Source organism: Nonomuraea sp. NPDC049486, assembly GCF_040676925.1.
GTDB classification, from domain to species: domain Bacteria; phylum Actinomycetota; class Actinomycetes; order Streptosporangiales; family Streptosporangiaceae; genus Nonomuraea; species Nonomuraea ferruginea.
In genome coordinates this window covers 382,494-408,222 of the sequence record NZ_JBFAPV010000006.1, presented here as the reverse complement: position 1 = coordinate 408,222, position 25,729 = coordinate 382,494, and the positions used below count along the sequence as shown (strand labels likewise).

General features: G+C 74.1%; 17 protein-coding genes. 8 read left to right on the top strand and 9 right to left on the bottom strand.

The features are described from left to right. Positions 1-2 precede the first annotated feature (2 nt). Genes AB0K05_RS20635 through AB0K05_RS20620 form a run of 4 tightly spaced genes read right to left on the bottom strand, consistent with a single transcriptional unit; the run spans position 3 to position 12,663 of the window. Entirely contained in the window at positions 3-197 is a 195-nt protein-coding gene (locus AB0K05_RS20635) for an MbtH family NRPS accessory protein (RefSeq protein WP_364230858.1), read from the bottom strand. 1 nt (position 198) lies between these two features. Further along, on the bottom strand, positions 199-5,697 hold the full coding sequence (locus AB0K05_RS20630) for an SDR family NAD(P)-dependent oxidoreductase (protein ID WP_364230856.1): 5,499 nt from the start codon (positions 5,695-5,697) through the stop codon (positions 199-201). Further along, complete coding sequence (locus AB0K05_RS20625) at positions 5,694-11,465, bottom strand: amino acid adenylation domain-containing protein (protein ID WP_364230853.1); 5,772 nt, start codon at positions 11,463-11,465, stop codon at positions 5,694-5,696. The genes AB0K05_RS20630 and AB0K05_RS20625 overlap by 4 nt, the downstream gene beginning before the upstream one ends. Positions 11,466-11,469: 4 nt before the next feature. Beyond that, the gene (locus AB0K05_RS20620) at positions 11,470-12,663 is read right to left on the bottom strand and encodes a thioesterase domain-containing protein (RefSeq protein WP_364230850.1); all 1,194 of its coding nucleotides are present in this window, start codon (positions 12,661-12,663) and stop codon (positions 11,470-11,472) included. Between the two features lie 963 nt (positions 12,664-13,626). Between AB0K05_RS20620 and AB0K05_RS20615 the strand changes: the two genes are divergently transcribed. Continuing rightward, positions 13,627-14,427, top strand: a complete 801-nt coding sequence (locus AB0K05_RS20615) for an alpha/beta hydrolase (protein ID WP_364230848.1) — start codon at positions 13,627-13,629, stop codon at positions 14,425-14,427. Here the strand turns inward: AB0K05_RS20615 and AB0K05_RS20610 are convergent. The 4 genes from AB0K05_RS20610 to AB0K05_RS20595 form a co-directional block, all read right to left on the bottom strand. Beyond that, positions 14,358-15,215 carry an FRG domain-containing protein gene (locus AB0K05_RS20610; RefSeq protein ID WP_364230846.1) on the bottom strand — a complete coding sequence of 286 codons (858 nt, stop codon included), beginning with the start codon at positions 15,213-15,215 and terminating at the stop codon, positions 14,358-14,360. The genes AB0K05_RS20615 and AB0K05_RS20610 overlap by 70 nt on opposite strands. A gap of 50 nt (positions 15,216-15,265) precedes the next feature. Then, a complete protein-coding gene (locus AB0K05_RS20605; protein WP_364230844.1) occupies positions 15,266-16,501 on the bottom strand; it encodes a PP2C family protein-serine/threonine phosphatase in 1,236 nt (411 codons plus the stop codon). A gap of 199 nt (positions 16,502-16,700) precedes the next feature. Then, positions 16,701-18,959, bottom strand: a complete 2,259-nt coding sequence (gene secD / locus AB0K05_RS20600) for a protein translocase subunit SecD (RefSeq protein ID WP_345483119.1) — start codon at positions 18,957-18,959, stop codon at positions 16,701-16,703. A gap of 45 nt (positions 18,960-19,004) precedes the next feature. After that, entirely contained in the window at positions 19,005-19,352 is a 348-nt protein-coding gene (locus AB0K05_RS20595; protein WP_148031527.1) for a hypothetical protein, read from the bottom strand. 392 nt (positions 19,353-19,744) lie between these two features. On the opposite strand from AB0K05_RS20595, the gene AB0K05_RS20590 reads away from it, so the two are divergent. The 7 genes from AB0K05_RS20590 to AB0K05_RS20560 all read left to right on the top strand — a co-directional run bounded on the left by AB0K05_RS20590 (position 19,745) and on the right by AB0K05_RS20560 (position 24,907). After that, on the top strand, positions 19,745-20,104 hold the full coding sequence (locus AB0K05_RS20590) for a hypothetical protein (protein ID WP_148031526.1): 360 nt from the start codon (positions 19,745-19,747) through the stop codon (positions 20,102-20,104). Positions 20,105-20,185: 81 nt separating this feature from the next. Beyond that, positions 20,186-20,626 carry a TraR/DksA C4-type zinc finger protein gene (locus AB0K05_RS20585; protein ID WP_364230840.1) on the top strand — a complete coding sequence of 147 codons (441 nt, stop codon included), beginning with the start codon at positions 20,186-20,188 and terminating at the stop codon, positions 20,624-20,626. Further along, a complete protein-coding gene (locus tag AB0K05_RS20580) occupies positions 20,623-21,387 on the top strand; it encodes a rod shape-determining protein (RefSeq protein ID WP_364230838.1) in 765 nt (254 codons plus the stop codon). Before AB0K05_RS20585 ends, AB0K05_RS20580 begins: the two co-directional genes overlap by 4 nt. 57 nt (positions 21,388-21,444) lie before the next feature. Further along, on the top strand, positions 21,445-21,789 hold the full coding sequence (locus AB0K05_RS20575; RefSeq protein ID WP_364230836.1) for a TraR/DksA C4-type zinc finger protein: 345 nt from the start codon (positions 21,445-21,447) through the stop codon (positions 21,787-21,789). Positions 21,790-22,000: 211 nt separating this feature from the next. Continuing rightward, a complete protein-coding gene (locus AB0K05_RS20570) occupies positions 22,001-23,041 on the top strand; it encodes a PP2C family protein-serine/threonine phosphatase (RefSeq protein ID WP_364230833.1) in 1,041 nt (346 codons plus the stop codon). An 85-nt stretch (positions 23,042-23,126) separates the two neighbouring features. Further along, positions 23,127-23,684: a TetR/AcrR family transcriptional regulator gene (locus AB0K05_RS20565; protein ID WP_148031522.1), complete on the top strand. Its 558-nt coding sequence runs from the start codon at positions 23,127-23,129 to the stop codon at positions 23,682-23,684. Next, complete coding sequence (locus AB0K05_RS20560) at positions 23,681-24,907, top strand: FAD-dependent oxidoreductase (RefSeq protein ID WP_364230830.1); 1,227 nt, start codon at positions 23,681-23,683, stop codon at positions 24,905-24,907. The genes AB0K05_RS20565 and AB0K05_RS20560 overlap by 4 nt, the downstream gene beginning before the upstream one ends. Here the strand turns inward: AB0K05_RS20560 and AB0K05_RS20555 are convergent. Next, on the bottom strand, positions 24,864-25,637 hold the full coding sequence (locus AB0K05_RS20555; RefSeq protein WP_364230827.1) for a hypothetical protein: 774 nt from the start codon (positions 25,635-25,637) through the stop codon (positions 24,864-24,866). The two genes, AB0K05_RS20560 and AB0K05_RS20555, sit on opposite strands and share 44 nt — an antisense overlap. Between the last annotated feature and the right edge of the window lie 92 nt (positions 25,638-25,729).

Here is a 25,729-nt window from a genome sequence, read left to right as displayed (position 1 = left end):
TCCTAGTATTGGTCCATGGCCTCGCGCAGGCTGCGCGGGCGCATGTCGGTCCAGACCTGCTCGATGTGGTCGAGGCAGCTCTGCTTGGCGCCCTCGAACCCGGTCTCCCGCCAGCCGTCGGGGACGGGGCGTTCGGCGAACCAGATCGAGTACTGCTCCTCGTCGTTGACCACGACCTTGTACTGGCCGTCCCGCATGTCAGCGCCTTTCCGTCCGGGGGAGCCTGCTGATGGTGGTGGTGCCGGTGGCGGGGGCCTGCTGCTTGCCGCGCAGCTCCTCCACGAGCGCGGCCATGCCGGCCACGGTCGGCACCTGGAAGAGGCTGCGCATCGGCAGCCGGACCCCGACCTTCTTCCTGATGAGGGCGATGAGCTGGACGGCGACGAGCGAGTTGCCGCCCAGGTCGAAGAAGTCCTGTTCGACGCTGACCCGGCGGGCGCCGAGCACCTCGCCCCACAGGCCGGCGAGCGTGCTCTCCAGCTCGTTGCGCGGCGCGACGTGGTCGTCGGGGAGCTCGTCGGCGCCGCCCGCCGCGGCGGCGGCGTCCAGTTCGCCGGCGACCGTGTCCTGGGTCAGCTCGCGCACGCCGGCGACGTACTCGGCCAGGTCGGTGGCGTTGACCACGACCTGCGGGCCGAGGTTCGCGGCGAGCAGCCGGCGGAACGCCTCGGCGCCTTCTGCCGGGCTGATGCCGCGCTTGGCGCCGTCCACGTCGAGCGCCTGGCCGGCGGCGGCCGACTCCTCGTCGACGGCGGTGTCCTCGGCCTGCCGGCGGGCTCCCTCGCCGACGGTCCGCGTGACGGCGTCCTTGTCGATGCGGCGCAGCACGAAGTCGGCGATGGTGACCACCGGTTCGCCGGCGTCGTCGTACAGGGTGAGGTCCGCGGCGAGCACCTCGCCGCCGCCGGTGTCGCGGTGGCGGGCGTGGCTCCACAGGCGGGCCGGGAGCGGCGCGTGCACGGTGACGCGGCCGTATCCGAGCGGCAGGTAGCTGTGGCCGCCGGAGACGGAGCTTGACGCGACAGAGATGAACGCCGTCGCCTCGTCCAGCAGCGCCGGGTGGAGCGGCAGCCGGTCCAGGTCGGCGGCCACGTCGGGGCCCGCCTCCAGGCGGGCGAGCCGCTCGTCCCCGCCCTGGCTCACCGAGCGCAGGCTGTTCCAGCGGGGGCCGAAGGTGACCAGGCCGGAGGCGGAGGCGAACGGGCTCGGCCCGTCCTCGCCGCCGTACACGCATCGCTGCCGGGCGCCCGCCAGGTCCGACGGCGGCGGCTCCCCGGTGACCCAGGCGGCAGAGCCGCGGGCGTGCTGCGTGGCCTCGCCGCCGGTCACGCTGACCACCTCGAAGTCCATGCCGTCGCCCGCCGGGGTGAGCAGCACCCGCAGCTCGGCGGCGGCGCCGTCGGCGACGGGCAGCGGGGCGACGAACGCGACGTCGCGCAGCTCGATCGCGTGGCCGGGGCCCGGGCTCGGCACGGCGGCCTCGAACGCGGCCCGCGCCGTCTCCAGGTAGCCGGTGCCGGGCATGACGGGCACGCCCGCCACCCGGTGCTCGTCGAGCAGCCAGTGCGTGGACGGGGAGAGCGTGGCCGCGTACCAGGGCCGGCGACCGGCGCTCTCGTGGCGGTGGCCGAGCACCGGGTGGTCGATCCTGGTGACCCGGTCGCCGCGCTGCAGCGCCCGGAACGCGGCCGGGGCCGCGACCTCGGCCGCCATGCCGACCTCCAGCCAGGCGCCCCAGTTGACCGAGACCGCCCGGCCTGGCCAGGCGTGCGCGCAGGCGTCCATGAAGGCGTTGGCGCCGCAGTAGTCGACCTGGCCGAACCCGCCGGCCACGGCGGTGACCGACGAGCACAGCATGACGAAGTCGAGCGGCAGGTCGCCGAAGACCTCGCGCACCGCCAGCGTGCCGGCGAGCTTCGGGGCGAGCACGGCCTCGGCCGCCGCCCGCTCCTTGACCTCGGCCATGCCGCCGCCGGGAACCCCGGCCGCGTGCACCACGCCGTCGATGCGGCCGAACCGGTCGAGCGCCTCGGTCCTGGCGCGGCGCAGCGCCCCGGGGTCCGCGGCGTCGGCGGCCAGCACGACCACCTCGGCGCCGGCCCGCTCCATGCGGCGCACGGCGGCGACGGCGCGGCGGACCCGGTCGGGGGCGCCGTCGAGGGTGTCCCACTCCTCCCGGGGCGGCAGCCCCGACCGGCCGAGCAGGACGAGCCGGGCCTGCGCCCGACCGGCCAGGTCCTCGGCGAGGGTGAGCCCGATGCCGCCGAGCCCGCCGGTGATGACGTACACGCCGTGCCGGCGCAGCGGGTCGGCCTGCGGCGGCAGCGGCACCCGGGTGTGCCCGCGCAGCCAGCGGCGGCCGGCGCGCAGCGCGACCGGCGACGGCGGCTCGCCCTCGGGCGGCTCGCCGGGCTCGGCGGCCAGCTCGGCGAGCACGGCGGCCGGGTCGTACGGGCCCTCCTCCAGGTCGACGTGGCGGGCCGTCAGCCAGCGGGCCTCCAGCGGGACGACGGCGGTGAAGCCGGCGACGGTGGCGTGCTCGGGCCTGGTGACGTCCCCGCCGACGACTCCCTGGGTGCCCCTGGTGACGATGTCGAGATGGACGCCGCCGTCCCGGTCGGCCTGGGCGAGCGCCTGGACGAGGCCGAGCAGGCTGAAGAACCCCAGGTCCTGGGCGGCGTCGGTGGCGGCGATGCCCTCGGCGGGGGTGCCGTCGAGGGGCCAGGCGTGCACGATCCTGGCGGGGACGCCGGTCTGCGCGATCAGCGCCTCGTAGTCCTCGCGCTCGGCGGGCCTGACGGTGACCGTGCCGTCGGGGGCGACCCCGTACGCGGTGCCGGGGACGACCTGGACCGCGTCGGCGCCGGCGGCGCGCAGGGCGTCGAGGAGCGGCACCCCGCCGGGCCCGGCGAAGACCAGGCAGCGGGCGCCGGCGAGGGAGTCCGCCGGGACGGGGGTGACGGGGGCCTGCCGCCAGGCGGGCACCGAGAAGCGCTCCTCCTGCGGCAGCGCCCCGGTCCGCGCGGCTCTCGGGTAGATCAGCTCGGGGTCGACCGCGGTCGGCACCCAGTGGCGGGTCCGCTCGTACGGGTAGGCGGGCAGCGGGACGCGCCGCGCGGGCTCGGTGATCGCGGTGACGTCGAGCGGCGCGCCCGCGGCCCACAGCGTGCCCGCGGCCGCGTACAGGACCTCGAGGTCGGACTTGGTGTCGGCGGGTCCTGGCAGGCTGGGCAGCGGGGCGGGCGCGGTGCGCGGCAGCTGCGTCCTGGCCAGGCCGGCGAGCTGGCGTCCCGGACCGCATTCGAGCATCCGCCACTCGCCCTCCGCGGCGAGCGCGGCCACGCAGTCGCCGAACCGGACCGCCTCGCGCAGGTGGCGGGTCCAGTAGCCGGGGTCGGTGGCCTCCTCGGGCGTGATCCAGGCGCCGGTGACGTTCGACAGGAACGGGATCCTGGGCGCGTCGCGGGTGGCGGCGGCGACGGCGGCGTGGAAGTCGCCCAGGATCGGGTCCATCATCGCCGAGTGGAAGGCGTGCGACGTGCGCAGCGCGGTGTGCTGGACCTCGGCCTCGTCCAGCGTGGCCGCGTACCGCTCGACCAGCTCGGCCGGGCCGGCGACGACGCAGGTGCCCGGGCCGTTCACGGTGGCGACGGACAGCCCGTCCGGCAGGGTGCGGCGGACCTCCTCGTGGTCCTGGCGCACGGCCAGCATCGAGCCGGGCGGCATCGACTGCATGAGGCGGCCGCGGGTGGCGACCAGGCGCAGCGCGTCCGGCAGCGGGAAGACGCCGGCGACGGCGGCGGCCACGTACTCGCCGATGCTGTGGCCGATCATGGCGGCCGGTTCGATCCCCCACGACGACCACAGCCGGGCCAGCGCCCACTCGACGGTGAACAGCGCGGGCTGGGCCAGCTCCGTCTGGCGCAGCCGCTCGTCGGCGGCCTCCCGCTCGTCGTCGCCGGGGAACAGCAGCGTCCGCAGGTCCAGGCCGAGCTCGTCGCGGAGCAGCGCGGCGCACTCGTCCACGGCGGCGGCGAACACCGGCTCGGTGCGGTAGAGACCGGCGCCCATGCCGGCGTACTGGGCGCCCTGGCCGGAGAACAGCCACGCCACCCGGGGCGTGCCCGCCTTGGCCTTGGTCACCCGGCGTGAGTCGCGCAGGGCGGCGACCGCGTCGGCGGGGTCGGCGGCGACCACGGCTGCCCGGTGCTTGTGCTGCTTGCGCCCGGTGCGCAGCGTGTGCGCCACGTCGGCGAGCGAGACCTCCCGGTCCTCCAGGTGGCCGGCCAGCCGCCGCACGGCGGCGTCGAGCGCGGCCGGGGTGCGGGCCGACAGCTGCAGCAGGTGGGCGGGGCGGGGCCGGGCGGTCGGCAGCGGGGCGGGCGGCGCCTGCTCGACGACGACGTGCGCGTTGGTGCCGCCGATGCCGAAGGAGCTGACGCCGGCGCGGCGCGGGTGGCCGTTCGTCTCCCACTTGGTCAGGGTGGCGTTGACCCGGAACGGCCCGGACTCGAAGTCGATGCGCGGGTTGGGCCGCTCGTAGTTGAGGCTGGGCGGGATCATGCCGTGCTCCAGCGCGAGCACGGTCTTGATGAAGCCGGCGATGCCCGCGGCCGGTCCGAGGTGGCCGATGTTGGTCTTGACCGAGCCGATGCCGCACCAGCCGGTCTCCTCCGAGGCCGCGCCGAGCACGCCGGCCAGGGCGGAGACCTCGATCGGGTCGCCGAGCGAGGTCCCGGTGCCGTGCGCCTCGACGTAGGTGACGGTGCGCGGGTCGATCTGGGCAACGCCGAGCGCCTGCGAGACCGCCGCGGCCTGGCCCTCGGCGCTGGGCGCGGAGAAACCGACCTTCGTGGCGCCGTCGTTGTTGATCGCGTTGCCGATGACGACGGCGCGGACGTGGTCGCCGTCGGCGATCGCGTCGGACAGCCGCTTGAGCACGGCCATGCCGCCGCCACCGCCCCAGATCGTGCCCTGCGCGGACGCGTCGAAGGCCCGGCAGTGCCCGTCAGGGGAGTAGATGCCGTCCTGGTGGTACAGGTAGCCCCACTCGGCGGGCAGCTCCAGCGACGCGCCGCCGGTCAGCGCCATGTCGCACTCGCCGGCGCGCAGCGCCTCGCAGGCGACGTGCAGCGCCACCAGCGAGGACGAGCAGGCCGTGTGCAGGGTGAGCGACGGGCCGCGCAGGTCGAGCTTGTACGACACGAGCGTGGCCAGGTAGTCGGGGTGGTTGCCGGTGTAGACGGCCAGGTTGCCCACGGAGGCGAACACCTCGGTGTTGGGCCGCACGTACAGCCACTGGTACTCGTCGGAGCCGATCGCCCCGTACACGCCGATCTCGCCGGGGTAGCGCGCCGGGTCGTAGCCGGCGTCCTCCAGCGCGGTGTTGGCCAGCTCCAGGAACATGCGCTGCTGCGGGTCGCGCAGCTCCGCCTCGCGCGGCGACATGCCGAAGAAGGCGGCGTCCAGCGCGCCGTAGTCGTCGGCGACGGAGGCCGCCGGGACGAACATCGGATCGTCGAGCAGGTGGGCGGGCACGCCCATCGCCTCCTGCTCGGCCCGGGTGTGGAACTTCACGGACTCCACCCCGTCCACCAGGTTGCGCCAGAACGCGGGCACGTCCTCGGCGCCCGGCAGGCGGCAGGCCAGCCCGACGACCGCGATCGGCTCGACCCCGTTGCCTTCTTCGTGGTTCATTCGTTGCTCTCCTGTCTGGGCTGCTGTGGCCGGTGGGGTGAGGATCGTGCCCGCCGCGCGGCGACCCGCCGGGCGGCTCGGTCCCAGCCGGCCGGACGGCGTTCGCCGTCGAGGTGCGCGGCCAGATCTCGTACGGTCGGGAAGCGGAAGAGGTCGACGATCGGCACCTCGCGGCCGAGCGAGGCGGCCAGGCGGGCCTGGACCTGCGCGGTGGCCAGCGAGTGCCCGCCGATCTCGAAGAAGTTCGCGCCGGCGGAGATGCTGGGCAGGCCGAGCACCTCGCGCCAGACGCCGGCGACCAGGCGTTCGGTTCCGGTGGCGGGCTCCTGGCCGCTCGCCGGCGCGGGGCGGGGCGGCGGGGCGGGCAGCCGGGCGCGGTCCACCTTGCCGTTGGGGGTGAGCGGGAGCGCGGGCAGCAGGACGAGCTCGGCCGGCAGCGCGTAACCGGGCAGGCTCGCGGCCAGGTGGCGGCGCAGCTCGGCCTGGCCGACGGCGGGCCCGTCGGTGACCGCGTACGCGAGCGGCACCCGGCCGCCCGGCCGCTCGGCGACCGTGGCTGCGGCGGCCCGCACGCCGGGGTGGGCCAGGAGGGCGGCTTCGACCTCGCCGAGCTCCACCCGGTAGCCGCGGATCTTCACCTGCCCGTCGGCCCGGCCGGCGAGCACGACGCGGCCGTCCGGGTCGTAGCGGCCGAGGTCGCCGGTGCGATAGCGGGCCGTCTCGCCGTCCCGCTCGCGGGCGAACCGCTCCCGGGTGAGGGTCTCGTCCAGGTACGACTCCGCCAGGCGGCGGCTCCTGACCACGACCTCGCCCAGCTCGCCGACGGCCGCGGGCGCGCCGGCCGCGTCGAGGACGAGCAGCTCGGCGCCGTCCACGCCGTGCCCGGCCGGAACCGGGTCGCCGTGGTCGGGCGGGTCGCCGATCTCGTGCACCGCCTGCGCCTGCGGGGTCTCGGTGGTGCCGTAGGCGTTGACCAGGCGGGCGTCCGGGGCGACGCGGCGGAACCGGGCGGCGTCGGCGTGGGTGAGCCGGTCGCCGCCGAACAGCACCAGCCGCAGATCGGGCAGCTGGACCCCGGCGGCGGCGATGAGCGCGGCGAGCTGCGGGGTGAGGTGGGCGACGGTGATCCTTCGCCCGCGCAGCCATCCGGCCAGCTTGGCGGGGTCCCGCACCAGGTCCGGGCCCGGCACGTGCAGGGTGGCGCCGAGCACCAGCGGGGTGAACGCGTCCCGCAGCAGCGGGTCGTGCGCCAGCCCGGCCAGGAGCGCGAACCGGTCGTCCCCGGTGAGGCCGTACGCGCGCGGGTACCAGTCGAGGAAGCGCGCCAGCGGACGCTCCGGCGTCCGCACGGGCTTGGGCTCCCCAGTGGTCCCCGACGTGAACGCCAGATACCCCCGCTCCTCCATCGCCACCACCCGACAGGCCGTCCCACCCTGCCCCGAACCCACCTCCGCCCTGTCACCACTCCCGTTCATGGCCGCTTCCGCCCCGTCACCACTCCCGTTCGTGACCGCTACTACCCGGTCACCACTCCCGTTCAGGACGTCGGAACCCGCCTCTCCCTCACCGAGCAGCTTCCGAGCCGCAAGATCGACCGACTCCCCCTCACCGTTCCCGTCAAGGACGCCAGGACCCGCGGCGCCTTCCTCACCGGTCAGATTCCGGGCTGCCAGGGCGGCTGGCCCTTCCTCACCGTTCGCGGGGGTACGGGGTTCTCCTGCTGGAGGGAGCCATGCCAGGTCGGGCGGGATCTGGATGCCGGGGCAGGCGATGATGCTGGTCGCGCCGGCCGCGCGGGCTTGGGCCGCGAGCCGGGCGGGCGGCAGCGCCGTGTCGAGCACCGCCCAGCGGGCTCCCGCCGCCAGCACGCCCAGCATCAGGGCCGGCAGCTCGCGCGTACGCTCGGCGAGGATCGCCACCGTCTCCCCCGCCCGCACGGCCGCGCCCGCCGCATCGGCCAGCCGGGAGAGGTCCGCGTACGTCAGCTCGCCGTCCTCGCCGCTGACCGCCACCCGCTCGGGCCCACCGGCCACCTGCATGAGCACCCGCTCCACCACCCCGGCCCCGTCCCATCCGGACAGCACCGCAGTCCCATCCGGCAGCCGGACCGCCCCGGATGCATCCATGAGCCCCGTACTCACATCCGGCGAAGCACCGCCCCACACCCCGTGACCGCCCTGCGCCCCCGCCGACGCTCCCCCGTCGCGGAAGGCTTCCCCGCCCTGAACCTCGGCCGCCCCGGCCACATCACCGACGCCCACCACCCCGGTCTGGGCCCCCGCCGTCGCCGCCACCTCCACGCCACCGGCGCTGGCCGCCCCGGCAAGGGTCAGCGGCTTGACCTCAGCCGGGTCCGGGAGCGGCCCTTCGTCACCTCGTCCAGGACGGGGGCGCAGGCGTGACTCGCGTACGGGACGCGCCGGGTCGGCGGTGAGGTCGGTGAGGAGGCGCAGGTAGCCGTGCAGCAGCGCGTCGACGCGCGACCGGCGGAACAGTCTGGGGTTGTAGACGGCCTGCAGCACATAGCACCCGTCGCGCTCCCCCACGTACAGGGTGAGGTCGAACAAGGAGCCGGGCAGCCCGGGAGGCAGCGGGGCCGCCGCGACGCCGGGCAGGTCCAGCCGCGGCTCGGTGAAGTCGTACATGTTGAACAACACCTGCACGAGCGGGTTGCGCGACAGGTCGCGGCCCGGCCCGAGCCGGTCCACCAGCCGCTCCAGCCGCACGTCCAGGTGGGCCAGCGCACCCGACAGCGCCTCCTGGCAGCGGGTGACGTGCGCGGAGAACGGCGCGCCGTCGTCCACCCGCAGCCGCACCGGCAGCACCTGCACCAGGCACCCGGCCACCGGGTCGAGCGCCGGGTCGCGGCGGTCCGCGACGGGGGTGCCCACGATCAGGTCGGGCTGGCCGGACAGCCGCCGCAGGACCTGCCCGTAGGCGGCGAGCAGCACCGCGTACGGGGTGCCGCCGAGCCGGGCGGCCAGCTCCCGCACGGCGGCGCTGACCCCGGCGCCCGCCTCGGCGGTGACGGACTCGCCGTCGAACGTCTGCACCGGCGGGCGCGGATGGTCGCGCGGCAGGTCCAGCACCGTGGGCGCGCCGTCGAGGTGCCCGCTCCACCAGGCCAGGTCCGCCTCGCCGTCGCGCCTGCCGAGCCAGTCCACGTACCCGCCGTAGGTGGCGCGCAGCGGCGGGAACGCCTCCTGCCGGTACGCGCGCGAGATGTCTTCGTACAGCACCTTCTGTGACCAGCCGTCGAACACCAGGTGGTGGACGGTGACGACGAGCACGTGCTCCTCCACGTGCTCGTCCCGGGCGAGCCGCAGCAGCCTGGCCCGCCACAGCGGCCCCTCGGCCAGGTCGAACGCCAGCCGCGCCTCGGCCTGCAGCCGTTCGCGCAGCTCCGCGTCGGTCACGTCCTCGACGGGCAGCGGCACCGGGCCGGGCGGAGTGACCGTCACGGAAGGGACGCCGCCCGTCTGGGGCACCCGCCAGCGCAGCACCTCGTGCCTTTCGGCCACCGACGCCAGCGCCCGGCGCAGCGCCGCCACGTCCAGCGGGCCGGTGAGCCGCTGGGCCATGGCGATGTTGTGCGCCGGCGTGCCGGGGGCCAGCCGTTCCACGAACCACATCCGCCGTTGCACCGCCGACAGCGCCGCCGGTCCGTCGCCGGGCGGCTCCTCCCGCAGCGGAGGCGCCGCCGCGGCCCGGCGGGCGATCCCGGCCACGGTCCTGCCCGCCAGCACGTCCTCGACGGCCAGTTCCCGGCCCAGCCGGGTCCTCAGCAGCGCGGTCAGCCGCATGGCCAGCAGCGAGTGGCCCCCGCGGGCGAAGAAGTCGTCGTCCGCCAGCGGCTCCGCACCCCCGAACGCCTCCCCCCAGGCCCCGGCCACCTCCCGCACCATCACCTCACCCCCGCCCAGGTGATCGCTGTCGCGGGCCGCAGACGAACCGGCCCCGTGCTCGCCGTCCGCCACACGAGGAGCCGACCGGCGCTCGCCATCGCGAGAAGCCGTCTGCTGGTCGGCCACGGGCGAGGGCGTCCGATGCTCCCCATCCCCGGCCGCGCGACGGGCCGTCCGACGCTCGCCCTCGCGAGGAGCCGTCTGCTGGTCGGCCACGGGCGAGGGCGTCCGATGCTCCCCATCGCCGGCCGCGCGATGGGCCGTCCGAGGCTCGCCGTCGCGGGCGGTGGGCGGGGCCGTTCGATGCGTGCTGGCGGTTTCCTCGTGGGCGTGCCGGTGGCCGGATTCCTCCGTGGTGACCTCAGGGCTGGAGGGGTGGGTGTGCTGGTCGCCGAGGGTGCGCAGGGCGGCCAGGTCGACCTTGCCTGCCGGTGTCAGCGGGAGTGCGGGCAGGCGCAGCACCCGGGTGGGGACCATGTACGCGGGCACGCTGTCCAGGCAGTGGGCGCGCACCCGTTCCAGGTCCGGGGCCTCCTGCGGGGTCAGGTACGCGACCAGTTCCGTCAGCCCGCCCGCTCCGGTGCCGGCGTCCACGACGGCCTGGCGGATCTCGGGGTGGGCGCGCAGCACCACCTCGATCTCGCCGATCTCCACCCGCTGCCCCTGGACCTTCACCTGCCGGTCCAGCCGGCCGATGAAGCCGATCCGGCCTTCCGCGTCCAGCACCACCCGGTCCCCGGTCCGGTACAGCCGCGCGCCGGGCTCGCCATACGGGTCCGGCACGAACCTCTCGGCCGTCAGCCCAGGCCGGTGCAGGTAGCCGCGGGCGAGCTGCGGCCCGCCGACGCACAGCTCGCCGGGCGTGCCCGGCGGGACCGGCCGGAGCAGGTCGTCGAGGATGTACGCGGTGCAGCCCGGCAGCGGGTGCCCGATCGGCAACGGCCGGTCCCAGTCGCCGTCGAGCTCGGTGCCGACCACGCACACGGTCGTCTCGGTCGGCCCGTACCAGTTGTGGAACCGCCTGCGGCCCGGCCGCGACCACCGCGCCACCTGCTCGGGCCCGGCCGGCTCGCCCGCGGTGAGCAGGTCGCGCAGCGCCGGCAGCCGGTCGGGGTCGAGCAGCGGCAGCAGCGCGGGCGGGATCGTGCCCCAGGTGACCCGGTGCCGTTCCAGGAACCGCTGCAGCCGTACGGGATCGACCCGGTCCTCGTCGGCGGTGAGCATGACGCACCCGCCCCGCGCGAGCGGCGCGAAGATGTCGAGCACGGACACGTCGAACCCGAGCGCCGCGAACCCGATGGAGCGGCACGACGCGTCCAGGCCGAAGTACGCGCCCGCCATGGTCACGAACGCCACCGCCGACGCGTGGCTCACCACGACCCCCTTGGGCCGCCCGGTGGATCCGGAGGTGTAGAGCACGTACGCCGCGGAGCCCTCCGCGGCGGCGGCCGGTTCCGGGGGCGGGAGCTCGCCCTGGGCGGGGGCGACGAGGCGGAGGGGGAGGTCGCGCAGGACGCCGCGGCCCGCCTGGTCGGCGACCACCAGAGTGATCCCGGCGTCGCCGATGACGGTCTCCAGCCGCTTGCGCGGGTGCGACGGGTCGAGCGGGACGTACGCGGCGCCGGACATCAGGACTCCCAGCACCGACACCAGCAGTTCGGGCGTGCGCCGCCCGCACACGCCGATCCGCGTCTCCGGACCGGCGCCCAGCTCGCGCAGCCGGTGTGCCAGCGCTCCCGCCGCAGCGGTGAGCCCGCGGTAGGTCAGGCTCGTGTCCCACTGCCGCACCGCGGGCGCGTCAGGAGTGCGGGCGGCCTGGGCGGTGACGAGTTCGTGGAGCAGCGTCGCGGTGGTCACGTTCACCCCGTCATCCGGCCCGGTCGGGCAGCGTGTCGAATCTCAGCCGCACCCGGTCGTACGCCACGGCCACGGCGGCCGGCGCCTCGCCCCGGGCGGTGGGCACCGGCAGGTGGACGACCCACCAGCCGGACAGCCGGCCCTCCGAGGCCCGCCACGGCGCCGGATCGGCCAGATCGGGGAACCCGGCGGCCGTCGGGTCGGCGCCGGGACCGGCCGCGGCGGCGAGCGCCCGCTTCGCGGTGACGGCCCGCAGTTCGAGCCACCGCCGGTCCTCTTCCGCGGCCCCTTCGACCTGCTCCCGCTCCGCGGCGCTCAGCCACCTCGCCGCGTCGACCGGCCCGGCCGGGTGCGTGAGGGCCACGCCCACGGTCGGGGCGCGGGTGACCGCTGTCAGGACGAGGCCGGCCGCCTGGCAGGTGGCGACGGTCAGCCCGGCGTCCCCGTGCTCGCCGTACGGAAGCGGCCCGCCGCCCAGCCAGAGGTGGACCTCGCCCAGGTCAGGGAGGGGATGGACGCCGGCGAGGTCGGCGGCGATGAGGGCCGCCAGGTCGCCGGGCCGGTCCTTGACGAACAGGTGACCGCCCGCGAGGGTGCGCAGGCGGAAGCCGGCCGTCGTGTGGCGGGCCCAGCCGAGCATGTCCGCCGCGCCCACCTCGCCGTCGTCCAGGCCGGTGAAGGCGACGATCGGGGTGTCGACGGGCGGCTCCGGCTCGTACCGGTAGCTCTTGATCCAGGCGAAGTCGGCGCGGAGCACGGGCAGCAGCAGCTCGCGCAGCTCGGGCACGTGCTTGAGCTCGGGCAGCGCGCCCGAGCGGCGGACGAGCTGGTCGATGAACGCCTCGTCGGGCAGGTCGGCGGTGGCGGCGAGCGGGACCTTGCGGTGCGGCGGGTGGGCGCCGCCCACGTACAGGCGCGAGGGCGGCGGCAGGCCGCGCCGGCGCAGCTCGCGCACCACCTCGAAGGCGAGCCGCGCGCCCATGCTGTGCCCGTACAGCGCGTACGGGGCGCCGGTGGCGGGCTCGATCTCGTCGGCGATCTCGCCCACGGTGAAGGCCGGCGGCTCGGCGATGCGGTTCTCGCGGCCGGGGAGCTGGATGGGGGTCACCGTGAGGCCGGCGAGCTCGCGGAGGAGACCTCCGTAAGCGCTCGCGCCTCCTCCGGCGTAGGGCAGGCAGAAGAGCGTGCGGGCGGGAGCGGGCACCGTGGGATGAGGGGTCCGCTGCGCCGCCGTCAAGAAGCCGGCGATCGTCCAGCACCTCCCCGGCGGGGAGCGGCGCAAGTAGTCGGAGTGTGATGGATTCGTCGCTCGATGTGCAGGCCGTCAATCGCCATGTTACGGCGCTCCTCGACAAATGCCTCGGAACAACTAAGCAAATGGGGAATTACTACGAAGGGTCACTACATTTCGTGCGATGTAACGCGGTAGTGCGACAAGAACTCTTATATCCAGGTTGAGAGGAGGAGTCAACGCCGCGATTAACGCTCTTCCGCCATGCGACGCGACAAAAATCAGACCCGGGGAAATATTGCCCAGGCAGCCCTGGGATGATAGGCGCGCGTGCGAGGCGGCCGAATGCGACCGAAACCAAATACGGCGGACCGATTCCGGGCCTCGCTGTCCGCTATATCCGCCTTTATCTCCAAATCTGCCTCTATAGGGTGATTCACTGCTGCGCCCAGCCGTCGGTGAGCTTCCGCACGGCGAGCCGGAGGCCCCCCGAGCCTCAGAGCGGCCGGCCCCGTGACAAGAATTCCCGGCTCGCGCGTTTTTTCGTCAGATCCCGGCCCCGGCGGCCACGGTCCGGCGATCCGGCCACCACCATCGGCGCGATTCCACACCGCTTTCCGGCCCACATGAATAGGAGCTTGTCAAGGCGAGAAAGCTGTTCGAGCAATATCGGCCGTAGTCGCTACGAGCAGGCCGACGGCACCGTTCCCCGGGGACCGGAAACACGGGGAACCGCGACCGGGCACGACATCATGACAAGGACGGCCCTTGGTTGCAACACATCCAGTAAGAAAGCCTCGAAATCCCTCCCCCACATTTCCCCGAGAAAATCCCTATCAATATGAATGCGCCCCGCCTCGGAGCCGCCGGAAAACAATTCACCCAAGTTTGAACGGGCTCGATTCCGGTAGGGCGTCGCGTGTGGGTGGATTGCGGATGCGCGAGCGCTGGGACGACGTGGGTGACCGCCGGATGCGGAGCCTGGAGGTGGGGCGCCGCGGCGAGACGGTCGTGCTGCTGCCCGGCCTGGGCGCCGTCGGCTACATGAAGGACACGCTGGCCGGCTGCGCCTCGTGGGCGCACGCGTTCCTGCTGGACGTGCCGGGGTTCGGGCACCGGCCGCCGAGGCCGTGCGCGGCCGAGGTGCCGGCCGTGGCGGAGGCCGTGGGCGACTGGCTGGAGACGGTGCCCGACGGGCCGGTGGTGCTCGCGGGGCACTCCAGCGGCGCCCAGGTCGCGCTGCGGGTCGCGGCCGCGCACCCGGCGCTGGTGAGGTCGCTGGTGCTGCTCGGGCCGACGTTCCCGCCACGCCAGCGGACGCTGCGGCGGGCGGCGCGGCCCTTCCTGCGCACGGTGGTGCGCGAGCCGCTGAGCGTGCTGCCCGTCACGCTGCCGTACTACCTGCGGGGCGGGCCGGCCGAGGTGCTGCGGTGCGTCCGCTCGGCGCAGTCCGACTTCCCCGAGTACCTGATCGGCAAGATCTCCTGCCCGGTGCTGGTCGTCCGGGGCGCGCGCGACCACATGTGCCCGAAAACCTGGGCCGACGGCCTGGCCATCACGGCCCCGCTGGGGCGGTCGGTGACGGTGCCGGGGGCGCACGTGTTCCCGTTCCAGCATGGCGGGATGACGGCCTCGCTGATCGCGGAGGCGGCCGCCCTCGCCGACTCCTACGCCCCCGTGCGGCCTTCCTCCCGGTGGGCGGAACCGCCGGCCGTGGTGCTGCCGTCTTCGGAGTAGCCCCGGTCGGCCTCGCCGGGCGTGTAGTAGCGGCGCAGCCAGGCGGCCAGCCCGTCCAGGCCGGGCAGCAGCACCCGCTCGGTGATGCCCGCCTGGTCCAGCCGGTTCCTGATCTCCAGTTTGACCCGGGCGGGGAGCAGCCAGCCCCGCCACAGGTCCGGATGCCCGGCCAGCCATTCCTGCACCTGGTAGGCGGGGGAAGAGGTCGCCGACAGCACTGACGACTGGTTGACGACCCGCTCGTCCAGCGACGGCGGCTCGAAGAACGTCAGGAACGGCCGGTCGCCGGCCAGCCGGCCGAACCCGTCCAGGTCGCCCGCCACCCGGGCGAGCATCTCGGTGGTGAACACCAGCGCCCCCTCCCGCTCCAGCTCCTCGCGCAGCGGCCCGGGCAGCAGCCGGTGCGCGCGCTCGCAGTCGACGGCCAGCAGCGCCCCGTCCTCCTCGGGCCAGGACGCGGTCGCGAAGTGCAGGGCCACCAGCGGCGAGAACGTCCAGTCCAGCAGCCGGGTCGGCAGCCCGTGGTGCTGGCCGAGCGCCAGCCAGTCCCACACGGTCTCACCCGGCGTGGCGCGGTGGGCGTACTTGCGGAAGTTGCGCACCAGGTGCCGCTCCAGGGCGGCGTAGTCGCCGCGCAGCCGCGACAGGCTGGACACGTGCGCGTCCGTGCTCCGGGCCAGCCCGCGGAAGACCAGCGTCGGATGCACGTGGGCGCTGCCGCGCGGCCTGCTGGCCTCGCAGATCGCGTCGTCCAGCTCCCGCCACGACGACACCTCGTGCGACCTCATCCCCGCACCGCTGCCCCGAGGCAGCCGGTTGACACCGATGACCTGCGACGTTACGCGCCGGCGCGGCCGTGCCACTCGGTGAGCAGGACCGTGGCGTCGTCCTGGAGCCGGCCCTCGTGGTGGTCCATGACGTCCTTGATGAGCCGGCGGAGCGTCTCCGGCACCGGCAGCCGGGCGCAGGAGTGCCGCAGGATGAAGTCGACGAACCGCTCCATCCCGAACTGCTCGCCGCGGTGGCGTCCCGCCTCGACGATGCCGTCGGTGTACATGAGCAGCCGGTCGCCGGGTTCGAGCTGCTCGTGGCAGACCTGCGCGGGAAGCTCCAGGCCGAGCCCGAACGGGGCCGTCGGCGGGCAGTCCAGCGTGGTGACCCATCGGCCGGCCCTGATGAGCACCGGCGGGTGGTGGCCGCGGTTCACCCACGACAGCATGCCGGTGCGCAGGTCGAAGTCGGCCATGATCGCGGTGACGAACCGGGCCGTCTCCCCGAACTCGCGCAGCAGCATGTTCTCGATGCCCTCGCTGGTCGCGGCCAGGCAGGCGCCGTCGCGCCGCAGGTTGCGGCTGGCGGCCATGACCAGGTTGGCGGCCAGCCCGGCGGCCACGTCGTGGCCCATCGCGTCGAAGATGGCCAGGTGGACGATCTCGTCGCCGAGCGCGTAGTCGAAGGCGTCCCCGCCGATCTCGTAGGCGGGCTCCAGCACTCCCGCGATGGTCACCTCGGCGTTGGCGAAGGTGAGCGGCGGCATCAGATGCCAGAGCATCTCGGCGGCTACGTTCATCCGCCGCGAGCGCACCAGGCGCGTGTACGAGTCGCTGAAGGAGCGCCGGCCGGCGACCAGGAGAGCCAGCAACTGGGCCAGGTCGAGCACGTCCTCCTCGGCCACGTCGCCCGGCCGCTCGACGAGGACGCGGAGCGCGCCGAGGCGCTCGGCGCCGTTCAGCAGCGGCACCCACCAGCATTCCATGCCGCGCTCGGAGGGCTTGCGCAGGATGCGCACCTCCTGGAAGGCCCGGCCGCCGTAGGTGGCGTCGATGCGCAGGTCGTCGGGCGGCTTGTCCTCGGTGACGTCGTCCGGCGCGCCGGGGTGGCCGTACGGCCCGTCCCGCTCGGCGAGCAGCCGCAACGTGCTCTGCTGCAAGTCGGCCAGGTAGATCAGGCACTGCCGGACACCCACCTGCGGAGCGTGGCGGGCGGCCAGGTTCGGCAGGTCCTCCAGCGTGGCCTGCTGCCCGTCCCGCAGCAGCCCGCTCAGCGCATTCCGGACATCACGAGGGCCGCTCATCGGATTTCGCCCCCCATTTCGCCTTTATGGTTGCTGGCCATTATTCGCGGTTGCCGTGTCCCGCCGGTCAAAGGCGGCGGCAAACATCCGCAAACGCGTCGCATGGAGGGGGTGGCCGGGCTCTGACCTGGGTCATCACCCCGGAAAGCAAGAGACGCGCCGGCGAACCGCCGGCGCGTCCCTTGTCCTCACGGGCTCGTCACAGCACCGCGCCCGAGCCCTCGCGGGCTCGTTTGACACGCGGCTGCGGCGGCTCCGGCGGCGGCTGCTTGTCGAACCGGCCCAGCGTGATGGCCAGCGGCCCGGCCACGAACGACGACGACAGCGTGCCGACGATGATACCCGTCACCAGGGCGATGGCGAAGTCGCGCAGCGAGTCGCCGCCGAACACCGCCAGCGCCATCAGGATGAACAGCGCGCCCAGACCGGTGTTGATCGTCCGGGGCAGCGTCTGCAGGATCGCCCCGTTCACCGACTTGGCCAGGGGCTCCTTGCGGTTGAGTGCCCACAGCTCCCGGACCCGGTCGAAGACCACCACCTTGTCGTTGACCGAGTAGCCCACGACGGTGAGCATCGCGGCCAGGAACACGCCGTCGATCGGCTTGCCCAGCCAGGCGAACAGCCCGATCACCACCGATACGTCCACCACCAGCGCGGAGACCGCGGCCGTGCCGAACGTCCAGCGGAACCGGTACGCCAGGTAGGCGAGCTGGGCGGCGATCGCCACGCCGAGCGCGATCAGCGCGTTGCGGCGCAGCTCCTCGCCGAGGCTCGGGCCGATGAACTCGTCGCGGCTCTTGTTCACCTCACCGCCGACCTCGCCCAGCGCCTCCTGGATCCGGTTGACCTCGGCGATCTCCAGCTCGCCCGCCCTTACGGAGACGTCCGGGCCGGAAGCCTGCACCACCGCGTTCGGGAAGCCCGCGTCCGCGACCGCCTGCCTGGCCGTGTCGGCCGTGATGGGGGTGGAGGTGGAGAACTCGACCAGCCGGCCGCCGGTGAACTCGACGCCGAAGTTGAGCCCGCGGGCGAACAGCCCGGCGAGCGAGACCACGGTCACCACCACCGCCATGCCCAGCCAGAGCGTCTTGCGGGCCATGACCTGCGGGTCGCGCTTGGTCAGCCAGGTCCTGACCCGCCCGACCGAGCCGAGGCCGGACACGCGCGGGCCCATCCGGTCGATGATCAGCGAGGTGAACACGCGGGTGATGAGCATGGCCGACACGAGGGACGCCAGCACACCGATGCCGAGGGTCACACCGAAGCCCTTGACCGGCCCGGAGGCCAGCCAGAACAGCAGCCCGGCGGCGATCAGGGTGGTGATGTTGGAGTCGGCGATGGCGCTCCAGGCCATCTTGAACCCGCGGTCGAGCGCATGGCGCAGGCCCCGCTTGGGCGCTCCCGCGTACTCCTCCCTGGCGCGTTCGAACACCAGCACGTTGGCGTCCACGGCCATGCCGATCGCCAGCACGAAACCGGCCAGGCCCGGCAAGGTCAGCGTGGCGCCCATCGCCACCAGCGCCGCGTACGAGATCAGCCCGTAACAGGCCAGCGCGAGGGCGGCCGCGAGGCCGACCATCCGGTAGATGACGACGATGAACAGCGTGGTGAGAAGCAGACCCACCACGCCGGCCTTGGCGCTGGCCTCGATGGCGTCGGCGCCCAGCGTGGGGCCGACCGTGCGCTGCTCGACCAGCTCCATCGGAACGGGCAGCGCGCCGCCCTTGATCAGCACGCCGAGCTCGCGGGCTTCCTCAAGGGTGAAGTCGCCGGTGATGTCGGTGCCGCCGCCGGGGATGCCGGCCCGGCACGCGATGGACGGGTCGAGCTGCGGGGAGGAGATGATCTCGTTGTCGAGCAGGATCGCGAGCCGCCGGCGCGGGTCGCCCGCCTCGAAGCAGGCGACCTCCCCGGTGAGCTTCTGCCAGGCGGCGGCGTCGCGGAACTGGACGCTCACCCACCAGCCCGGCCCCTGCTGGGGGTCGCTGCGCTCGTTGGCGTCGCTGACGCCGTCACCGCTGATGACCGGCGGGCCGAGCCTGAGACGCTGGCCGCTCTCGTCGGCGACCACGATCTCGCCGTTCTCCGCCTTCTCGCCCTCCTGGGCCACTCCCTTCACGGCGTGGAAGGACAGCTGGGCGGTCTTGCCGATGACCTCGGCCGCCTGCTCCGGGTCGAGCACGCCGGGCAGCTCGACGATGATGCGCTGCTCGCCGGAGCGGACCAGGGTGGGGTCGACGACGCCGAGCGCGTCGGCCCGCCGGCGGAGCACGTCGAGGGCGCGGTCGGTGGCCTCGGAGTCGGCCTTCATCGTGGGCGAGTCGCGCGTCTCGAACACGAGCTGGGTGCCGCCGCGCAGGTCGAGGCCGAGCCGCGGCGCCATGGTGAGGGCGAGGACCAATGAGGTCGCGATGACGGCGAAAGCCGCCAGTGCGCGCCAGAGCGGCGCACGTGACATGGGAAGCCTCCACGGGCTTGAGAGGAAAGAAGGGACCAGGTGTTCTCAGAGCGCCGTGGAGGAAGGGGGCGCGCGAGCGGGGGTGGTCTCCTGGCAGGCGGCGGTGAACCCCGCGCAGGCGTGCGGCCGCTCGGCGGCTGCGGCGTGCAGCGACGGACGCGGCGGGCCGGGCGGGAGCAGGGCGGCGCCGCCGCTCATCTCGTACGAGATCGTCCGGGCCTGGGCGGTGGACGGCGGGAGCGGCGACTTGCGCGCGCCCGGGTGGTGACTGCCCTGCTGGGCCTGCTGGGTCACCCCCTGCGCGGTGACGACCTGGACGACCTGTCCGTGGGCGGGGGCGGGCAGGAACCACGACAGCATGAGGAGGAGCGCTGCGGGCACCCTGGTGCGCACGGTCCCTCCTCGTCGCTGCCTTGATCTTGACGTGCTTGCGGTGTGGACGCCGGAGATCCGGCCGGGCCGCACGGAACGCGGCTTCCCCGCTGCGCAGCCGCCGCCATCGGTGACGATGATCTTACCGGGACGATCAGCGGGATCGTCCCGTCCACCGGCGGTACGCGACCGGACGGCTGGATCCGATCTCCATGCTGGCACACGCGCGCCGCGAAGGCACTCACGCGCGTAAGCCTCCACCCTACGGCGTGCCCGCCCCAGCACCGGACGCCTCGCCGGTATCGGCGCCTTTCAGGGGTGCTTTCCCGGGCCCGTTCCAGAGTGCGGACGCCACCCTGATCAGGCGACTTTGACCGGTGCTTCCACCAGGAAAGTGAGCTATGGTCGGCCTCATGGCGACCCGGAGCATCACACGTGGCTCCACCCCGTTTCTCGCGGTGGTGGGCCTGCTGCTGCTTGCCCTGGTCATGGTCGCCTCCACGCCTCGCTGGGCCGGGGTCCACCCGGTGCAGCAGCGCGTCCAGACCGCGGGGGTGATGACGCCCGGGTCGGAGGTGACGGCGGTGTCGACGCTGCCGCACCAGCAGGTCAGGGCCGAGCACCTGCCCCGCCTGTGGCCGGCGCGCCAGCGTGCCGAGACGGTGTCCGTCAGGCACGCCCCGTCCTGGCCGGAAGCGGGCTCGGCCGCCATCCGCGGCCCCCAGCAGCCGGGTCATCGCGCGGCCGGCTCCCGGAGCCCGCCGCCCGTCTAGAGATCCTCCCTCCCCGTGCTGTCGCGGCGCGGGGCCTCCTCGGCGTACGCGCCGGATCTCTCAGGCTAGGAGCGATGCCTCATGGCTTCATTGCAGACACTCATGCAGGACTACGACCAGCACCGTGCGCGGCTTGAGGAGCTGCGCGACCTGCTGGAGGAGCGGCTCGCCGCCGCTCGCGCCGACCTGTCGGCCGCCGTGACGGCGGGTTCCGCGGCGCTGGCCGGGCTCGCCCGCCGGGAGAGCGCCGCGATCGAGTCGGCGCTCGCCCGGATGGACCGCGGCCTGTACGGCACCTGTGTGCGTTGCGGCGCCTTCATTCCGTACGGTGTGCTGCGCCGCATCCCGCACGAGCAGCTCTGCCTCGCTTGCGCCGGCACCAGGGAGCAGCAGGGGCCCTCCGGCGCCACCGAGATCCCGGCGCCGCGCCCGGCCCCCGCGGGAGTCCCGGAGCGGAGCCGGCCCGAGGCGGCCGTCCCGCCGGGACCTGGAGCCGGAGACGAGGCGGGGCACGGGACGTGACCGGGAACGGCCGCGTTTCCTGGCTGGACGACAGGGCCGCGGTCGATCTCGGCACCGCGCGGATCCGCCTGATCGGTTTCGGCCACCCGTCGATCGTCGACGAGCCGTCCGGCGTGCCCGGCTCCCCCCGGCCGGTCAGGCACGGCCTGGTCGCCGACGTCGCCGCCTGCGCGCGGCTGGTCGACCAGGTGCTGCGCACCGCGCTGCCCGAGGGCGCGCGGACGCCCGGCCGGGTGCTGGTGGGCGTGCCGGTGACCGCCTCGCCCGCCGAGCGGGCCACGGTCACCGGCATCGTCGAGCGGGCCGCAGGCTGTGCGGCGACCGTGGTGGAGGAGCCGCTGGCCGCCGCGCTCGGCAGCGGCCTGGACATCACCGGCCCGCGCCCGCGGCTTCTGATGGACGTCGGCGCGGGCATCATCGAGGCGGTGGTCATCAGGGACGCCGCCGTCACCGACGCCGTCGCCGTCCAGCTGCCCGCCGATGGCGACGGGTCGCTGCCCGCGCACGTCCAGGACCGCGTCACCGAGATGGCGGCCGAACTCCTGGCCCGCCTGCCGGCCCGGCTGCGCCCGGCGGCGCGCGAGGGCGGGCTGATGCTCACCGGCGGCGGCGCGGCGGAAGCCGGGCTGGCGGGGCGCCTGTGCTCCAGGCTGCGCATGACGGTGAGCAGCGCCCCCGAACCCGCGCACGCCACCGTGCGCGGGCTGGCGCGGCTGTGCCTGCCTCCCATGGCGGCGCTGCTCGCCCTTCCCACGGCCTGAGCGCCGTCCCCTCTTCCGCAGCTACGAACACCTCTCTCTCACGTAAGGACGCATTCCATGACCCAGCACGACGAGCACGTCATGCTCAGCGAAGTCCAGGTCCAGACCATCAGCGAGAACCTGCAGAGCCAGCTCATGTGGCGCGCCTCCAGGCTGGACGAGCTCCGGGCACTGGTGGAGGGAGGCGGTGGCACGGACGACGGCTCCAAGCAGGGCGTGCTGGCCGACCTGGCCGCCACCGAGCGGACCATCACCGAGATCCGCGACGCCCTGGAGCGGCTGGCGGACGGCAGCTACAGCCGCTGCGCCGACTGCGGCACCAGCATCCCGTTCGAGCGGTTGAAGATCAGGCCGCTGACCCGGCACTGCGTGCCCTGCCGTCAGCGGCACGAAACCCGCTGAGCATCCGGTCCAGATAGCCGCGCGTCTTTCCCGGGGCGCGCGGCAGGCAAGACTTACGATTGGGAAACGGTCGGTAACGAAACCGCCTTGATCGGCCATGATTGTCTCGGCGCGCCGTTGACGTCTCACGGCCGGGAGTTCGTGCACGCTCGGGGAGGAAAGTGCTGGGAGCGCGGGTCGGGACTGGGCGGCGACGGGGCGAGGGGCTCCGGTGAGATCGCAGGTCGTGCTGCGCTACCTGCCGTTCGCCGTGCTGCTAGCGGTGGCGGTGACCGACCTGATGGCCGGCCGCGATCTGGGTTTCCTCCCGCTGCTGACGCTGGGCCCGACGTTCGCCTCCGTGTACGGGAGCGTGCGCAGGACCGCTTTCGTGGGCGTGGCCGCGCTGGCGCTGTGCGTGCCCCTGGCTCAATACCAGGGCACGCTGCTGACCCGGCAGAACAACATCACCATCGCCACGGTCGCGGGCGTCACCGCGGCCAGCATGATCGTCAGCCGGCTGCGGCTGCGACGCGAGCGCGAGCTGGCCAACGTGCGCCTGGTCGCCGAGGCCGCCCAGCGGGTGCTGCTGCGGCCGGTGCCGCGCCGGGCCGCCGACCTGCGGATCGCGCTGTCGTACACGTCGGCGGCGGCGGAGGCGCAGATCGGCGGTGACCTGTACGAGGTGGTCACGACACCGCACGGGGTGCGGCTGCTGATCGGCGACGTGCAGGGCAAAGGGCTGACCGCGGTGGAGACCGCCGCGTGGGTGCTCGGCGCCTTCCGCGAGGCCGCGTACGACATGAGCGAGCTGACCGAGGTGGGCGAGCGGCTGGAGGCCAGCCTGGGCCGCCACCTGAGCGCGGAGACGTTCGTGACGGCGATCCTGGCCGAGGTGCACGATGAGGAGATCTCGCTGCTGAACTTCGGGCATCCCGCGCCGCTGCTGATCCGCGGCGAGGGGAAGATCATCACGGTGGATCCGCCGGAGGAGAGCCTGCCGCTGGGGCTCGGAGCGCTCGCGACCGACCGGCCCAAGCCGCACCGGGTGGCGTTCGGCGTGGGCGACCAGATCCTGCTGTTCACCGACGGGGTGATCGAGGCGCGCAACCGCACCGGCGACTTCTACCCGCTGACCGACCGCACCGGGCTCCTGCTGGCCGGTGAGCCGCAGGAAGCCCTCGACGCGCTGCGCGCCGACCTGATCCAGCACGTCGGCGGCCCGCTGCCGGACGACGCCGCGATGCTGCTGCTGCGCCGCCATCTCCCCTGAGTAGATCCCTTCGCTGGACCTTACCGGGCCTTCGCGCGTAGTGTGTTGGACAGTCGTCCAAGGCGTTCGTCCAAAAGGAGGGTGTATGACAGCGGTTCCGACGAGGCGGCGGCTGCTCGACGCGGCCGTCCCACTGATCGTGGAGGCGGGCTGGGGAGGGGTGTCCACGCGGATGGTGGCCGAGCGGGCGGGGGTCGCGCCGGGGGTGGTGCACTACCACTTCTCGTCGGTGACGGACCTGCTGGCCGAGGCGGGCACGGAGGTGACGGGGCGGCTGCTGGAGGAGTTCGCGGGCGGCCTGGCGCGGCACGCCGACCTCGGCGACGGGGTGCGCTGGATGATGGCCGAGCTGGGCCGCTATCCGGGCACCGACCCCGCGTCGCTGCTGGTCGCGGAGCTCTACCTGGCCGCCACCCGGATCCCGGAGCTGCGGGAGCGGCTGCGCGGGCAGGTCGGCGGGTTCCGGACGGTCGTGGCGGCGTGGCTGCGCGAGCGGGGGCACGAGGGCGACGCGGACGCGGTGGCGGCCGTGCTGGCGGCGGCGATGGACGGCATCGTGCTGCATCGCGCGCTCGACCCCGCCCTCGATCCGGACCGGTTGGCCGCGCCGCTGCTGGCCCTGGTGCGGGAGGGGACGCGATGAGAGCGGTGGTGTGCGGCGCCGGCATCGCGGGGCTGACGCTGGCCTGGCATCTGGAGCGGGCCGGGTGGGACGTGGAGCTGGTGGAGCGGGCCGGGTCGTTCCGCGACGGCGGCTACATGATCGACTTCTACGGCCCGGGTGCCGAGGTGGCCGCGCGGATGGGGCTGAGCGAGAGGCTGCGCGAGCTGCGTTACGAGGTGAACGAGCTCGGCTACGTGGACGGGGACGGGCGCACCACCAGCCGGCTGACGCTGCCGCCCGGCGCGTACGGGGTGACCAGCCTGCTCCGGGGCGATCTGGCGCGGGCCGTCGCCGACCGGGTGCGCTCGCCCGTGCGGTACGGACTCACCGTGGACGCGGTGGAGCAGGGCTCAGGCGGCGTGCGCGTCCTGCTCTCCGACGGGACGTGGCGGGACGCCGACCTGCTGGTGGGCGCCGACGGCGTGCACTCGCGGGTGCGGGAGCTGGTCTTCGGGCCGCGGGAGCGGTTCGTGCGCTACCTGGGCCACCACGTGGCCGCGTACTCGCTCGACGACGAGGAGCTGAGCCGGCGGGTGGGCGTGCGCTACCGCATGCTGACCGTTCCCGGGATGATGGCGGGCGCGTACGCGCTGCGCGGCGGCCGGCTCGCGATGCTGTTCCTGCACCGCGAGCCCGATCCGGCCTGGCCCGCCGCCCCCGCTGCCGCGCTGCGTGAGCGGTACGGGCACCTGGGCTGGATCCTGCCCCGGGTGCTGCCGCACTGCCCGGACCCGCCGGAGCTGTACTACGACCAGGTGAGCCAGGTGGAGATGGACGCCTGGAGCCGGGGCCGGGTGGTGCTGCTGGGCGACGCCTGCCAGGCGGTGTCGCTGTTCGCCGGGCACGGGGCGTCGCTGGCGATGGCGGCGGCCCGGGTGCTCGCGGAGGAACTGACCGGTGGCGGGCCTGACGTGCCCGCCGCGGCGGCGCCCGGCGGAGGGCCCTTGGCGGACGTGCCCGCCGCGGCGGCGCGTTACGAGACGCGGATGCGCGGGCCCGTGGCGCGGGTGCAGCGGTTCGGCCGCCGGTTCGTCAAGTGGATGGCGCCGCCGAGCCGGGGCCGGATCGCGGCCCGCGACTGGCTGCTGCGGCTGGCCGCGCTGCCGGGCGCGGGCCGGTTGCTGGCGGGCAGGCTCGGCCCCGGAGGTCACGAGCTGTTCAGCGCTTCACCTCATGCACCTGGCTCCTGGCCGGAGCGCTGATGCGCACCTTGCTCCCCCAGCCGGTGTAGCGGGTGTCGACGCTGATCGTCTCGCCGCCGTTGTGGCTGCGCCGCCACGGTCCGGACGCGGCGGGGAAGGTGGTGACGAGCCTCTGGGGAAGCTCGCCCGCGCTCAGCGTGAGCCGGTACTCCAGCACTTCCGGATCCGTGGGTTTGATCACCTTGGAGAGCCGGAACCAGGAAGAGATCTTCCACAGCTCTCCTTCGCTGATCTTGCCGGTGTACGTGCGCCCGGACTTCTCGCCGGAGGTGATCAGCGCCTTCAGCGTGGCGGGCTCGGCCGGGTTGATCGTCTGGCTGTATCGACCGCCCAGGCCGAGAGAGGCGCGGGGGAGCTTGACCCAGGTCTTGCCCTCCGGCGCGCTGCGGGACAGGATGCCCCCCTTGACGTAGGTCCGCTTGCCGACGGCGATCACCCGCTCGTCGTCCACGATGCCTCCGAGGTGGTCCGCGTCGTTTTTCACGGTGCGGGCACGCACCTCGACGGCGGCGGCGCCCTTCCGGTCCAGCGTCAGCTTCCCGGTGCGGCGCAGCGCCGCCGTCGTTCCCTCCAGGTCGATGTACGAGATGGTGTCGGTGAACTTCAGCCCCGTGCCCTTGGCCAGCCGCTTCTGCAGGACCTTCACGGGGTCGGCCGGGGCGGTCGCGTGGGCGGGGGCGGCGGCGAGGAGGGCGGCGGCGCCCGCCAGCGCGGCTATGGCACGCTTCATCGGATGTCCTTCATGATCAGTACGGGATCGGGGCATCCTCGCAGACGATCATCACGGGGACGTCTCGGGGCCGTGTGAAACGATCGAGCCGA

Excerpts from the sequence above, each read along its gene's own strand:
- AB0K05_RS20560 (WP_364230830.1), top strand. The coding sequence starts at position 23,681 with ATGAGAGCGGTGGTGTGCGGCGCCGGCATCGCGGGGCTGACGCTGGCC.
- secD (WP_345483119.1), bottom strand. The coding sequence starts at position 18,959 with ATGTCACGTGCGCCGCTCTGGCGCGCACTGGCGGCTTTCGCCGTCATC.
- AB0K05_RS20575 (WP_364230836.1), top strand. The coding sequence starts at position 21,445 with ATGACCCAGCACGACGAGCACGTCATGCTCAGCGAAGTCCAGGTCCAG.
- AB0K05_RS20555 (WP_364230827.1), bottom strand. The coding sequence starts at position 25,637 with ATGAAGCGTGCCATAGCCGCGCTGGCGGGCGCCGCCGCCCTCCTCGCC.
- AB0K05_RS20615 (WP_364230848.1), top strand. The coding sequence starts at position 13,627 with ATGCGCGAGCGCTGGGACGACGTGGGTGACCGCCGGATGCGGAGCCTG.
- AB0K05_RS20610 (WP_364230846.1), bottom strand. The coding sequence starts at position 15,215 with ATGAGGTCGCACGAGGTGTCGTCGTGGCGGGAGCTGGACGACGCGATC.
- AB0K05_RS20565 (WP_148031522.1), top strand. The coding sequence starts at position 23,127 with ATGACAGCGGTTCCGACGAGGCGGCGGCTGCTCGACGCGGCCGTCCCA.
- AB0K05_RS20585 (WP_364230840.1), top strand. The coding sequence starts at position 20,186 with ATGGCTTCATTGCAGACACTCATGCAGGACTACGACCAGCACCGTGCG.
- AB0K05_RS20635 (WP_364230858.1), bottom strand. The coding sequence starts at position 197 with ATGCGGGACGGCCAGTACAAGGTCGTGGTCAACGACGAGGAGCAGTAC.
- AB0K05_RS20605 (WP_364230844.1), bottom strand. The coding sequence starts at position 16,501 with ATGAGCGGCCCTCGTGATGTCCGGAATGCGCTGAGCGGGCTGCTGCGG.
- AB0K05_RS20630 (WP_364230856.1), bottom strand. The coding sequence starts at position 5,697 with ATGAACCACGAAGAAGGCAACGGGGTCGAGCCGATCGCGGTCGTCGGG.
- AB0K05_RS20590 (WP_148031526.1), top strand. The coding sequence starts at position 19,745 with ATGGCGACCCGGAGCATCACACGTGGCTCCACCCCGTTTCTCGCGGTG.